General features: G+C 66.8%; 14 protein-coding genes. All 14 read left to right on the forward strand.

What is annotated here, in order from left to right; genetic code table 11:
• Positions 1 to 227 (forward strand): hypothetical protein (locus VFP86_11600; GenBank protein HET9000284.1); only part of this gene is annotated, 227 nt, incomplete at its 5' end.
• A gap of 320 nt (positions 228 to 547) precedes the next feature.
• Entirely contained in the window at positions 548 to 1687 is a 1140-nt protein-coding gene (locus tag VFP86_11605) for a Rieske 2Fe-2S domain-containing protein (protein ID HET9000285.1), read from the forward strand.
• Positions 1688 to 1698: 11 nt separating this feature from the next.
• The gene (locus VFP86_11610) at positions 1699 to 2541 is read left to right on the forward strand and encodes an alpha/beta hydrolase (protein HET9000286.1); all 843 of its coding nucleotides are present in this window, start codon (positions 1699 to 1701) and stop codon (positions 2539 to 2541) included.
• Positions 2542 to 2567: 26 nt separating this feature from the next.
• Complete coding sequence (locus VFP86_11615; GenBank protein ID HET9000287.1) at positions 2568 to 2831, forward strand: hypothetical protein; 264 nt, start codon at positions 2568 to 2570, stop codon at positions 2829 to 2831.
• Positions 2832 to 2868: 37 nt separating this feature from the next.
• Complete coding sequence (locus tag VFP86_11620) at positions 2869 to 3687, forward strand: hypothetical protein (GenBank protein HET9000288.1); 819 nt, start codon at positions 2869 to 2871, stop codon at positions 3685 to 3687.
• Between the two features lie 46 nt (positions 3688 to 3733).
• On the forward strand, positions 3734 to 6031 hold the full coding sequence (locus VFP86_11625) for a xanthine dehydrogenase family protein molybdopterin-binding subunit (GenBank protein ID HET9000289.1): 2298 nt from the start codon (positions 3734 to 3736) through the stop codon (positions 6029 to 6031).
• Between the two features lie 2 nt (positions 6032 to 6033).
• Positions 6034 to 7365 carry a deacylase gene (locus tag VFP86_11630; GenBank protein HET9000290.1) on the forward strand — a complete coding sequence of 444 codons (1332 nt, stop codon included), beginning with the start codon at positions 6034 to 6036 and terminating at the stop codon, positions 7363 to 7365.
• Positions 7365 to 7889 carry a thiamine pyrophosphate-binding protein gene (locus tag VFP86_11635; protein ID HET9000291.1) on the forward strand — a complete coding sequence of 175 codons (525 nt, stop codon included), beginning with the start codon at positions 7365 to 7367 and terminating at the stop codon, positions 7887 to 7889. The genes VFP86_11630 and VFP86_11635 overlap by 1 nt, the downstream gene beginning before the upstream one ends.
• Entirely contained in the window at positions 7886 to 8515 is a 630-nt protein-coding gene (locus VFP86_11640) for a thiamine pyrophosphate-dependent enzyme (protein ID HET9000292.1), read from the forward strand. The genes VFP86_11635 and VFP86_11640 overlap by 4 nt, the downstream gene beginning before the upstream one ends.
• A complete protein-coding gene (gene pyrD, locus VFP86_11645) occupies positions 8515 to 9594 on the forward strand; it encodes a dihydroorotate dehydrogenase (quinone) (GenBank protein HET9000293.1) in 1080 nt (359 codons plus the stop codon). The genes VFP86_11640 and pyrD overlap by 1 nt, the downstream gene beginning before the upstream one ends.
• On the forward strand, positions 9591 to 10994 hold the full coding sequence (locus tag VFP86_11650; protein ID HET9000294.1) for a M20/M25/M40 family metallo-hydrolase: 1404 nt from the start codon (positions 9591 to 9593) through the stop codon (positions 10992 to 10994). The genes pyrD and VFP86_11650 overlap by 4 nt, the downstream gene beginning before the upstream one ends.
• Positions 10995 to 11064: 70 nt before the next feature.
• Positions 11065 to 11802, forward strand: coding sequence for an ABC transporter ATP-binding protein (locus VFP86_11655; GenBank protein HET9000295.1), 738 nt, complete (start codon positions 11065 to 11067; stop codon positions 11800 to 11802).
• Positions 11768 to 12625: an ABC transporter permease gene (locus VFP86_11660; GenBank protein HET9000296.1), complete on the forward strand. Its 858-nt coding sequence runs from the start codon at positions 11768 to 11770 to the stop codon at positions 12623 to 12625. Before VFP86_11655 ends, VFP86_11660 begins: the two co-directional genes overlap by 35 nt.
• Positions 12626 to 12657: 32 nt before the next feature.
• Complete coding sequence (locus VFP86_11665) at positions 12658 to 13680, forward strand: ABC transporter substrate-binding protein (GenBank protein ID HET9000297.1); 1023 nt, start codon at positions 12658 to 12660, stop codon at positions 13678 to 13680.
• Positions 13681 to 13690 lie beyond the last annotated feature (10 nt).

Here is a 13690-nt window from a genome sequence, read left to right on the forward strand (position 1 = left end):
ACGTGCTGCGCAACCCCGCGGGCCTTAATGATACTCTCGTGGACCTGATCAACACTGTATCTCTCGCCGACACCGCGCCGACAAAGCAGGCGGCGGCTGTCTCGAACGAGGTCATGGCGCGTGTCGATATCGAGATCGGCAAAGTCGAGCGACTCACCGCAATCGAGGTCGCCGCGGTCAATCGCTTGGCCCTGGAGCGGGCGGTCGAGGCGCCGAGCGGCGGCTGAAGAAGCGACCTGTAGCATCGATCTCGGTTGGTCTACCAGCGCAAAATGAGTACAGTAGTCGTGCCTAGGGATTAGATGTGTCCGGTAATCCGTGTCACGCTTCGGACTCATTGGATCTGCGATTGTAGTGGTCCGAGGTTCAAGTAACAGAGGTCGGCGAGCCTCGATATCATCACCGCCGGTTGCTCCGTTGGAGAGCTGGTTTGTCCAGGAGGATGTCCTAACGAGCGGCTTGTATATTGTATACAGGATGGGTCGAGGGGCGCCCCGGCCTGGCGTTCCCGCGTTGAATCGATCGGCTTGGCCGAGGGGGCTCCAGCATGCGCTACCGCCGGCAGGTCACCGGCATGGAGTACGGCAAGAGTCACTACCCCGCGTACGATTCCGCCGAGTTGGGATTTCGGGGATACTGGTATCCCGTGTCCTTCTCCCGCCGCCTTCAACAGACCCCGGTCGCGATCACGCTGCTGGGGGAAGAACTGTGCCTGGCTCGAGACGTGGATGGGACGGCATACTGCGTCTCAGACCGGTGTCCACACCGCGGCATTCCGCTATCAGAGGGGCAACAGGAATTTCCCGGCACCATCACCTGCCCGTACCATGGGTTCACATATGCGCTTCGGTCGGGCGAGCTCGTTGGGGTACTGACGGACGGGCCGGATTCGCCCCTGTGCGGGAAGCTGCGCGTGCGCACCTATCCGGTCGAAGAGCGCGCCGGACTCGTTTGGGTATACATCGGGGACGATGCGCCCCGGCCCGTGGAGGCGGATATTCCGCAGGAGTTCCTTCATAAGCACGCTCTCGTGCTCGGCCGATTGACGGAGCGGGAGGGCGACTGGCGGCACGCGGCCGAGAACGGATTCGATGAGGGGCACGCCAAGTATCTTCACCGGAGCTCGCTCTTCCTGTTCTTTCGGCGGGTACCGGCGTGGAGCCGGACCCGGGTCGTCACGGATAACAACGGCGTGTGGATCTCGCGCGTGCACGACCAGATTGGATGGGAGACAGACTACCCAGGCTTGGGCCGGTGGCCGCGGTTTCGCTTCTGGCACCGGCGTGGAGCAGGTCCACGAACGTCGATCCGGTTGCCCGGCTTGCTCCAGGTTACGTATCCGGACTGGGTGGATTTCGAGTGGTACATCCCGACCGTCGCAGGCAGGCACCTGTACGCCCAAATCGCGGTCGCGCACAGGGCCGGCCTGGGTGCGCTGCTGTACCGGCTGAAGTACTGGACATACCTCCGGCCGATCTTTCACGGTCAGTTCAACGATCAGGATGCCTGGATGGTCAGGCTCATGCGGACGCCCCCGGAGCGGCTGTATCGCCCTGACGTGTCCATCATCGCCTGGCGAAAGCTGGCGGAGACCGCACGTGCCCTCCAGACGGAGGGCCCGGCTGCGGCGATGCGCATGCCCCAGATCACCACGGAAGACGACGTGCGAGAAGAGTCGCGCGCGTAAGGGAGGGGCTGGTGGAGCGTCCAGTCGTCGGGGAACAAGCGGGGAAATTCATTCAGGCCGCCGGAGTGCGCCTGCACTATCATGAAATCGGCGCCGGTGAGCCGTTGATCTGCCTGCACGGCGCGGGGCCGGGGGCCAGCGCATGGAGCAACTTCAAGTCCAACGTCGGCGCGTTTGCCTCGAAACACCGAACGTATCTTGTGGACCTGCCCCAATACGGACGGTCGGACAAGGTCGTCATCGAGGGCGGGCGCCTCACGTTCACGGCCGGCGTCCTCGACGCGTTCATGGAGGCGGTAGGCTTGACCTCGGCGCACTTCGTGGGGAACTCCATGGGCGGTCAGGTGGCGCTGAAGATGGCGATCGACACTCCGCACCGCGTCAATCGCCTGGTGGTGCTGGGAGCCTCGCCCATCTCGTTCAGCGCGTTGACCCCGCTCCCCGTGGAAGGCGTGCGTCTGATCCGCGACTACTACCGCGGGCCCGAGGGTCCCACGCAGGCCAAGATGCGGGCGCTGATGGACACCCTGGTGGCCACCTCCGGGATGATCACGGACGAGATGGTCGAAGAGCGGTACGCCGCGAGCGCGGATCCCGAGGTCGTGGCCTTGTTCACGGAAAACCCGCCGCAGAACGAGGACCTGTTCGCCCATCTGGACAAGGTCGCCGCGCCGACCCTCGTCATCTGGGGTCAGGACGATCGGTTTGGCGCGCTGGAGGTCGGGTTGTTGTTGTTGAAGCGGCTCCAACGCGCTCGAATGGTCGTCTTCCCGCGATGCGGCCACTGGGCGCATGTCGAACGCGCCGACGAGTTCAACCATCTCGTGCTCGATTTTCTCGCAGGTCGATGGTAACGTAGACTCATTCGGGAGGAAGTGCAATGGGCCAGTACGAGATCAATCGCGTCCTGTTTGATTTGGTTCGGCGGCCTGATCGTCAGGAGATCCTCAAGAACCTGACGCCGTTCCTCGAAGGCTACCGCCTCGCGACCGCAGAGAAGGCCGCCTTGCTCGAACCTGGATACGGCCGCCTACTCGCGCTCGGCGCGCTTCCGAACCTTGTGTTCAAGTATTATCTCTGGCACGGCTTGCCTCCCGGCGAGTTCGCCGCCAGAGCGAAAGATGAACCGATGACCGGAGCGTGAGCCTGCCTGAGTCTCTAGTCTAGAGGGGGGATTTGTCGTGGCGGAGTTGTGCCTCGGCCTGGCCACGTCGCATGTGGCGTTCATCACGCAGTCTCCGGAGATGGGCAATCCGGCGCAGGTCGAGGGATTTCGCGGCGGATACCGGAAACTCGCCCAGGCGCTGCGGGACGCGCGTGCCGACGTGGCCGTGGTCATTTCGGGAGAACATCTGAACTACTTCTTCATCGACAACATGCCGGCGTTTTGCATCGGCGTCGCGGATGGGTTTGAAGGCCCAGCCGAACGCAGCGCGGGGATCCCCTACCGGCGCATTCCGGCATTGGCGGAGGCGGCGAGATTCTTGCTGACCACCGGCCTCGACTCGGGCGTGGATTGGGCCCGCACCGAGGGATGGGAGCTCGACCATGGGATCATGGTCCCCCTCTACATGATTGATGAGGAGGCTCGTGTGCCGATCGTGCCGGTGTTCATCAACTGTGCAGCGCCGCCATGCCCCACCGCCCGCCGCTGCTATGCGTTTGGGGAATGGTTGCGCGATGCGATCGCGCGCTGGGATTCCTCGAAGCGGGTGGCGATCATCGCGACGGGGGGCCTCTCGCATTCCGTGGGAACCGAGCAGATGGGAAGAATCGACGAGGCGTTCGACCGCAGGTTCCTGCGCGACTTCTGCGGCGGCGATCGGCGGCAGATCGCCAACCTGACCGATGAAGAGATTGCCGCGGCCGGGAATTCCACGAGCGAAATCCGGTCGTGGATCGCGCTCGGGGGCGCGTTCGAGGAACGACCGGCAGAACTTGTCTTTTACGAACCGATCGCGGGGTTCGCCACAGGGTGTGGGCAGGTCTTGCTCCGATAGCGGCACAGCCGACGCCGTCCACCTTGCCACAGGATCGCCACGGCCGATGACGTCCCGGCGCGATGCGGTGGTGGAGGCGGCGGCTCCTCCGGGACCGCCGCGCGTGCACGAAGGGGGTCCGCGCAGGTTGGAGGATTGGGAACTCCTTCGCGGCGGAGGCCTGTACGTCGATGACATCCGGCTGCGCGGCATGCTCCACGCGGCGATCTTGCGTAGCCCCGTTGCCCACGCCGCGCTCCGGCGGGTGGATGTGACGCCGGCGCTGCGATGGCCCGGCATCGTCGCCGCGCTTGCGTTCGCCGATCTGCCCCGGGAGACACCTGCGCTCCCGAACCTGCGGCCGCATCCCGCGCTTCGCGCGCGCACCGCCTTTCCACTGGCGCGCGATCGGGTGCGCTACGTCGGTGAGCCGATCGCGGTCGTCGTGGGGACCAGCCGCTATATCGCAGAGGATGCGCTCGATTGCGTCAAGGTGGAGTATGAGGCGCTGCCAGTCGTGACCGGCCTGGGCGCCGCGGCCGAGGGCCGCCCTGCGCTGGTGCACGAGGACCTGGGATCCAATGTGGCGGCGCGGATCCGTCAGGAGACCGGCGACGTGGCCGGGGCGTTCGCGCGGGCCGATCTGGTATTGCACGACTCGTTCCACATCTCGCGGAGCACGGGCCAGGCCATGGAGACGCGCGGCGTCGTGGCGGCCGTCGACCGTGACTCGGGCGTGCTGACTGTCTGGGCGTCGTGTCAGCGCCCCCATCAGAACCGCCGTCACATCGCCGCCATGCTGGGTCTCCCGGAGGAGCGCGTCCGCGTCATTGCGCCGCACGTCGGGGGTGGATTTGGACCCAAAGGCCGGTTTTATGCGGAAGATTATCTGATCCCCCACCTCGCGCGGACACTCGGCCACCCGGTCAAGTGGATCGAGGACCGGCGGGAACACCTGCTGACGACTACCCAAGAGCGGGAGCAGGTGCACCAGGTCTCGGTCGCCCTCGGGCGCGACGGGACGGTCCTTGGCGTACGAGACAGCTTCGTGCAGGACATGGGTGCGTACGTATCCGCCGGACTGGTGGTCCCGTTCAACACGTTGTCACTCCTCCCGGGACCGTACCGCGTCCCGGCCGTTGAAGTCGAAGCGACGTGCCTCTATACGAACCGGGTCGCCACCTCGCCGGTGCGTGGTGCCGGGCAACCCGAGGCAACCTTCGTGATGGAGCACATCATGGACCTGGCCGCGGCCGCGCTTCGCCTCGACCCGGCGGAGGTGCGGCGGCGGAACCTCATCGTCCCGGAGGCGATGCCCTACGCCGGGGGGCTTCGGGACATGGATGGTCAACCGATCGTGTACGACAGCGGAGACTACCCGCGGTGCCTGGCCAGGGCGCTCGAGGCGATCGGGTACGCGTCGGCCCGGCGGGACCAGGAACGCCTGCGGGGCCAGGGTGTCTATCGTGGCATTGGGCTGGCGTGCTACGTAGAGCTGACTGGGGTCGGTCCGCAAGAAGAGGCGGTCGTTCGCGTCGACCGCGGCGGGGTGCGCGTGATCGTCGGATGCGGCTCGCAGGGACAGGGTCACCGAACGATCCTGGCGCAGGTGGCCGCGGCCGAGTTGGGCCTCCATGCCGACGACGTCTCGGTCGTGGAAGGGGATACCGGTCTCGCCGGGGCGTCGATGGGTACCTTTGGGAGCCGGACAGCCGTCGTGGCCGGCACAGCGGTGCTGCATGCCGCCCAGGCCCTCCGGGCGAAGCTGCTCGATGAGGCCGCGGGACGGCTGAACGTGTCGAGCGCGGAGGTGACGCTGGCCGGCGGGCGCGCGTACTTGACGGAGGATCCTGGGACCAGGGTGTCGTTCAGCGGTCTGGAAGCCCGCGCCACCTTCGCGCCGAGCAGCCCGACGGTAAGCAGTGGCGTGCACGCCGTTATCGTCGAGGTGACACCGGAATCCGGCGAGGTGGTGATTTTACGATACGTGATCGTGCACGACTGCGGTCGCATGCTCGACCCCTCCCTTGTCGAAGGGCAGGTGCTCGGCGGGTTCGCGCACGGGCTCGGCGAGACACTCTACGAGCGCCTCGTCTACGACGGCGACGGGCAGCTGCTGACGACGACCTTCGTCGACTACCTTCTTCCGACGGCGGCCGAGGTGCCGGAAGTGGTGTTGGAACACATCGAGGTTCCGTCGCCGTTGAACGCCCTCGGCGCGAAAGGTGCCGGAGAGGGTGGGGTGATTCCGGTGCAGGCCGCGGTGTCGCTGGCGGTGCAGGATGCGCTGCGCCCGTTCGGCATCGCGGTCAACCGTGTCCCCCTTGCCCCGGATATGCTGTGGCGAGCCGAGGCGGGCCGCTGAGCGTGTCGAACATCGTGGACACGCTGACGGCACAACAGCGGCACTGGGTGGACGCCGCATGGGCCAGCATCGACCGCGATGTCTTGGCCCGTCTGCTCACGGCGATGGTGAACATTCCGAGTCCGCCCGGCGAAGAGCGGGCGCTCGCGGAATTCATCGCCGGCCATCTGCGGGAGCACGGCCTGCGGGCCCACTGCCAGTTCCTGGACGACCAGCAGGCCAATGCCGTCGGAGTCTGCCCCGGCCGAGGCGGGGGCGCGGATCTCCTGTTGTACTCGCCAATCGACACGGCGTTCACTGGGACGGAAATTGACGATCTCCCTTGGACCGGTGCCTCCCTGCGGCCGGATCTCGTGCCGGTTGCGACGACCCAGGATGGCTTCGTTGTGGGGCTCGGTGCGGAGAACCCCAAAGGGTACGCCGCGTGCATCATCGGGGCCGCCGAGGCCATTGCCCGAGCGGGTATCCCGCTTCTGGGGGACCTCGTCGTTGGGCTCGGCGCGGGCGGGATGCCGGCAAACGCGCCCCTCCACCGCCGCGGGCGCCGCAACATCGGCCAAGGGGTCGGCTGCGCCCACATGCTCGAGCAGGGCGTGCGCGGCGATTTTGCCCTCATCGCCAAGCCCGGGTGGACGGTATCGTACGAAGAGGTCGGCGTGTGTTGGTTCCGCATCGATGTCAAAGGCACCCTGGCATACACGGGCATGAGGCACATTCTTCCCTATCAGAACGCGATTGTGGCTGCCGGGGAGGTGACGCAGGCGCTAGAACGGTGGTTCCCCGAGTATACCGCCCGCAACACATCGGGGGCCGTTGCACCTCAGGGAAGCATCGGTGCGATCGTCGGTGGCTGGCCGCACAAGCCGGCGTTCACGCCTGCCGTCTGTCAGATACACGTCGACCTCCGGGTGAACCCGCGGACCAGCCCGTCCGGCGTCAAGGCGCAGTTCGCGCAGGCGATGGACGAGATCCACCGCGCCCATCCGCATCTCGACTTCGGGTGGGAGATGGTCCTGGGCATCCCCGGCAGCCATTCGGATCCCGACGGCTGGATCGTGCGGGCCGCCGTTCGCGGATGGGAAGCGCTTGAGGGAAGGCCCCACGTGGCCGAGGGGAACAAGAGCGGCGCGACCGACGCGAACATCCTCCGGCAGTGGGGTGTGCCTACCGCCCGCATCGGCATGCCGCGACCGCCGTCTTCGGGGCCGTTCGCCGGTCAGTTTTCGATGGGCGTCGTGCACCTAGAGAGCGTGTATACGCTGATCAAGTTGCTGATCCACGTCGCCGTCGATACCTGCACCAGGCCGCGTCGCGAACTCGGGCTGGAGTCCTGATGTCCACCGCAGCGGCCTTCGGCGCGGCGGCGCGGGAGGTCTATGCCGCATTGAAAGGCGCGAACGTGGATTTCGCGGTGTACCTTCCCGACAGCGTGCTTTATCCCGTGACGGATTTGCTCGAGGCCGATCCTCAGATCCGTACCGTGGTGTGCTCGCGCGAGGACGAGGGTGTTGCGATTGCGGCCGGCGCTTACCTGGGAGGGCGCCGCCCCGTCGTGCTCATGGAGGGTTCGGGGATGGGCTACTGCGGCCTGATCTTGGCCCGGGCCCTCCTGCAGCGGACACCCATGCTGGTCCTGGCCAGCCACAACCGTGTGCTGGGGGAGCGCTTCGACTACCATGGGGCCACCCGGATTGTCGGCGAGGGGACCGCGGAGGGCCTCGGCATCCCGCACCTGGTCGTCCACGACGCCGGGTTGCTCGGTACGTCGGTTCGAGGAGCCATGCAAACGATCCAGGGACAGAAGATTCCCGTCTGCGTGTTCATTCCGGCGTATGTCATTCAGGGAATGGGGCCGTGACCTACCGGGACGTGCTCGAGGTCCTTGCGACCGCGCGCGGCGCCTGCCCCGCCATCGGTGGGCCGGGGCTGCTCTCCCGGCTGCTGTGGGCGACCGAGCGCGAGCATACCAGTATCTACCAGATGGAGCTTGGGTATCCCACCGCCGTCGCGCTGGGGCTGGCGCTGGCGCTGCCCGATGAGCGCGTCGTCGCGGTGGAAGGAGACGGGTCGATGCTTGCCGGGCTCGGTGTGCTGACGACGGCCGCGCGGTATCGTGCCCCCAACCTCGTCGTGCTGGTGTGCGACAACGGCGTGTACGGTACCGTGGGTGGAGGGACGGTGGAGAGCGCAACGCGGCACGGCGTGGATTTGGCGGCGGTGGCGGACGCCTGCGGGTGGCAGGGGACGACGGTCGTAGTTGAGACAACCCGGCAGGCCGCCGACGCCCTGTCGCGGGCCTGGCGCGAGCCCGGCCCTTGGCTCATCGTCGCACGCGTCAGCCACACGCCCAACGACCGCGCGGGCGACGTTGGCCAGATTCCCCTGGACGTCGTTGAAGGGGCGATGGCGTTCCGCCAGGAGATTTTGCGCCGCACCCGCGATGCCGGGCACGATTCTGGGTCGTGGGGCTCAGTCAGGCCGTGATGAACGTTTACCGTGCGCTCATTCGGCCCGCCGCATTCTTGCTGCCGGCGGAGACCGCCCACCACCTGGGATTGTGGGCGCTCCGGCAGAGCCGCGCGTGGGAGGCGCTTAGGCCGGTGTTCACGTTCGCGGACCCGGTCCTGCACCAGCACGCCGGGGGGCTGGACCTGCGGAATCCGGTGGGGGTCGCGCCGGGGTTCGACAAAGACTGCGAAGTCATGCGAGGCCTTGCCTCTCTCGGGTTCGGCTTCGTCGAGGCCGGTACCGTGATGCCGACTCCCCGGGAGGGCAATCCCGGCCCGCGCCTGCTCCGCTACGTCGATCAGGCCGCGCTGGCGAACTGCCTCGGCCTTCCCAGTCGCGGTGTGAATGGGTGCGCCGATTCGCTGCGGCGCTGGAGGGGACGTGGGCTCAGCGCCGTGCCCGTCATCGTGAGTTTCATGGGTTTCACCCTGGACGAGTACGTGGCGGGATTTCGCGCCCTCCAACCCCTGGCCGATGCGCTGGAGGTCGCGCTGCGTTGCCCCAACACGCCGGACGAGCAGAACTTCGTCTCGCGTGGGGAGTTTGCGACGCTCCTTACCGAGCTGATGCGTTTCCGCGAGAAACCGCTCTGGGTGAAGCTGCCGTCGCTGGATGTCGAGGTGGATCGTGATCATCTCGCCGATCTTGTGGAGACGAGCCTCCGCGGAGGCGTCGACGGCTTCATGGTGTCGGGAACCCGGCCGGTGGTCGAGCCGCGTCTGTCCCGCGGACGCGGCAGTCTCAGCGGGCGGCCGGTGCTGGGTCGCACGATGACGGCCGTTCGCGAGGTCTACCGGGTGACGCGCGGGCGCGCGGCCATCGTCGCACAGGGCGGGATCGGCTCAGCCGAGGATGCGTTCGCCGCGATCTTGGCCGGCGCCAATGCCGTGAGCATCTACACGCAGTTTGTCTACGAGGGGCCGGGTCTCGCCCGCCGGATCAACCGCGAACTGGTCACGCTGATGCGCGCCCACGGCGTGGCATCCATTCGGGAGCTGTGCGGGCGTGAGCAGACGATCACGGTCCGCGTGGCGCGCGAGGCGCGGAGCGGATGACCGGCGTGGGGGAGCGTCCCGTCTGTCACGCGGCCGGTTCGGGAGCGCTCGAGGACGTGTCCCGCTACATCGACGCGCAAACGGAGCGGTTCGTTGAAGACCTGCGTGAATGTGTGCGGCATCCGAGCGAAACCGGGCGGCTCGCGGACCAGCAGGCCTGTGCTGCCTACCTCGTCGCACTGGCGCGGGACGCCGGGTGGACCGCCGAGGCGATCGCGGTAGACGACCTTGCTCCGATCGTCTACGCGTCATGTCCCGGTCCGCCAGGGGGCAAACAGTTGCTGCTCTACAGTCACTACGATGTCGTCCCGGCCGGGCCCCCGGAAGAGTGGAGCCACCCCCCGTACGCCGCGACCCGCGTCGACGGCCGCGTGGTAGGTCGGGGGGCGACCGACGCCAAGGCAAACGCTCTGGCGTTTCTGAAGGTGGTCGAGAGTTTCCGGGCGACCCGCGGGCAGCCCCCGTGCGGGCTGGTGCTCATCCTCGACGGGGAGGAAGAGCGCGGGAGCCCGAACCTCGCGGCGTTCGTGGATCGCTACCGGAACCGGCTCGGCGCGGATGCCGCCCTCTCCTTCGACGGGGCGATCGACCCTCGCGGCGTTCCCAAGATCGGGCTGGGAACGAGCGGCATGCTGTACGTGGAGCTCAGCGCCGATGGCGCGCCGACCGAGCTGCACTCGGCCGGGGCCAGACTGTACCCGAATCCCGCGTGGCGCCTTATCTGGGCGCTGGCTTCAATAAAGGCGGCGGACGAGCGCATCGTGATCGACGGTTTCTTCGACGATGTCGAGGGGCCGACGGCGCGAGACCGCGCGTTGATGGCGGCGATGTCCTGGGACGACGCACTGGTGAAGCGCGAGACGGGCGTCACTCAGTTCGTCCTCGGGACGCAAGGAGCCGAGGCGCTCGAGCGCCTGCTCTTCCAGCCGTCCGCAACTGTATGCGGAATCGTCTCCGGGTACGTGGGTGATGGGCCGAAGGGCATCGTCCCGAACCGGGCAGCCGCCAAGCTGGAGTTCCGCCTGGTCCCGCGCCAGACGCCGGACCGCGCACTCGCACTGCTCCGGTCGCACCTCGACCGGCTCGGGTTTCACGATGTCGGCGTTCGGGCGCTGGCCGCCGTTGAGACCGCGAAGACGGATCCCGACAGCGCGATCGCGCGCGCGGTGGTTGCCGCCGCCCGCACGCTCTACGGCGACCCGATCGTCAAACCCACCGAGGAGTACGCCGGCCGTCAGGGCGTGTGGCTGGGGAACCGCCTCGGGATGCCGGGCGTAGGCACGGGCATCGGCCCTCCGGGACACCGCGGGCATGCGACCGACGAGTTTGTCACGGTCGATCACTATGTCAGGGGGATAAAGTTTGCAGCCGCTATCTTCGTACAGTTCGCAGCCCTCTAGTGTCCTGTCGGTCCAGAGCGTCACTAAACTGTTCTTCCGATGGACGCCGCGGGGCTGGGGTGCGTTGCCTGTGTTGGAGGACGCCAGTTTTGTCGTGCGCGAGCGCGAGTTCGTCTCCGTGCTCGGCCCGAGCGGCTGCGGCAAGACCACATTGCTGCGCATCATCGCCGGGATCGAGGTGGCGGATTCGGGCGAGGTCTTGATCGACGACAAGTTGGCGGGACCTCCGGGCCGGGACCGGTGCATCGTTTTCCAGAACTACGGACTGCTCCCGTGGCGCACGGTGCTCGGGAATGTGGAACTCGGCCTGGAAATCCACGGCTTCGACCGAGAGCAACGCCGCATGACCGCACGCAAGTACATCGACCTCGTCGGCCTGTCGGGGTTCGAACGGTATTATCCGCACCAGATTTCCGGCGGAATGCAGCAGCGCACAGGCCTGGCGCGCGCGCTTTCCGTGGAGCCGCGGATTCTTCTCATGGACGAGCCGTTCGCCGCGGTGGACGCGCAGAAGCGCGCGCTGCTCCAGGATGAGCTGTTGCGGATCTGCGAAATGACGGGCACCACGATTCTGTTCGTCACCCACAGCCTCGACGAAGCGGTGTACCTGTCAAATCGAATCCTTGTGTTCAGCGCACGGCCGGGGCGGCTGGTCGCCGAAGTGCCGGTGGAGCTCGCGACGCCGCGCTACGGACGAGATCTGGGGTCCGACGAGGACTTCGTCGAAGTGCGCAGGCGAGTCGCGAAGGTGCTCCACGAAAGGACGGACTACTATGAGCCCAGGCGAGATGCTGCTGCGGTCGATTGACTCCGCGCCCGCGGATGACGGGCTGATCTACGGGCGCACGCCGCCCCGGCGGAAAGGGTTCCGGCTGTCCGACCATCCTCGGCTGGTCCAGGGCGCGATCGCCGCCGCGCTCCTGGCGACGTGGGAGGTGTACGGACGGTCCCTGAACCCAATTCTGTTGAGCTATCCGACAGCGGTGGCCCGGGCGTTCGTCGAGCTGGCCCTAAACGGCCAGTTGCTGCGGGCGCTCGGGCAGAGTCTGCAGCCGCTTGCGGCCGGGTTCTTCCTCGCGGTGATCGTGGGGGTGGTGGTCGGGCTGCTGATGGGGCGCTACAAGCTCTTGCACGAGGGGCTCGATCCATTTCTCACCGCGCTGTATGCCACACCGAGCGTGGCCTTGATTCCGCTGATCATGCTGTGGTTCGGGTTCGGGTTCGCCGCGAAGGTCGTGATCGTGTTCCTCTCGTGCTTCTTCGCGATCGTCATCAACACGTACGCCGGCGTGCGCGACGTTAGCCGGGCATCGGTCGACGTTGTGCGCGCGTACGGCGCCAACGACCGTCAGATCATGACCAAGGTGATCCTGCCGAGCGCGGTCCCGTTCGTGATGGCCGGGATCCGTGTCGCGGTCGGCCGCGGGGTTATCGGCATGGTCGTGGCCGAGTTTTTTACAGCACTTACCGGCCTGGGCGCCCTGATCATCGTGTATTCGAACGCGTTCGCGACCGCCAAGCTGTTTGTTCCGATCCTGGTCCTCTCGGCCCTTGGAGTGGGATTGACGGCGGTGGCGCGGCGGGTCGAATTGCTGTTGGCGCCATGGAAGGAGACCGAGCGGGCCGGCTAGGGCCCGCAACAACGCATAGGGGGGAGGACGGCATGGGACGCCGCACGGCTCACAGGCTCGTGTCGTTGGCGATCGTGATGTGGATGGGGGCCCTCGCGGGTATGGGAACGACGGCCGGGGCGGCTCCCCAGTTGATCAAAGTCCGCTACGGCCTTCCGACTGCCCCGCCCGCGATTACCACTGTCACGCCGTACTTTGCGCTCGCGCGCGGGTTCTTCAAAGAGCTCGGGCTCGATGTGGAGATCGTGCCGCTGCCGGGCTCCGTGACGGTCGTGCGCGCGCTGCTGAGCCGGCAGGTCGACGTGGCCCTGACCGACCCTGCAACCGTCTTTCTCGCGTACGCGAACGGCGCGCCGATCAAGGTCATCTCGGGGCCCGTGGAAAAGGGCACGGACTCACTTGTGGCCGCGGGTTCGATCAAATCCATCGCCGACCTGCACGGAAAACGCTTTGCGATCTCCGAGCCAGGCGGGCAGCAGCACAGCCAGGTGAAACTTTTGGCGGCCAAATATGGGGTGAACCCCGACGACATTCAGTTTCTCTCGGTCGGCGGACCCGTCCCGCGCGTCCAGGCGCTGCTGTCGAACCGCGTGGACGCGACCACGGTGACCATCGCGATTCTGAAACCGGTGCTGGACGCCATCGACCAAGGTTCGGTGCACGTCCTGGCATCGATGGGCGACGAATTCCCAGATTTGGCGACGGCCTACGACATCACGCGGGACGACGTCGTGAAGAATCAGGCGACGATCCTGTCACGGCTCGTGCTGGCGGATATCCGTGGCCTTCGCTGGGCCGCGCAGAACCCCGACGCGGCAACCCTCGTCGTGGCGAAGTACATCCCGGGGGTCGATCCGTCGGTGCTGGTACACGGCGAGCGTGAGATCAGCAAGTTCTACGGAATCAATGGAGGGGTCACCGCGGCCTCGGTGCAAGGCGCGCAGCGGCTTCTCATGCAGCTTGGGGTTGTGCGGAGTGTGGTCGACGCGAACCAGATCCTCGCGCCGCAGTTCATTTCGCTGGCGATGGGGAGTTTGGGATTCGTGCACCGGTAAGCACGCGACG

The organism is bacterium (genome assembly GCA_035703895.1).
GTDB lineage: Bacteria > Sysuimicrobiota > Sysuimicrobiia > Sysuimicrobiales > Segetimicrobiaceae > Segetimicrobium.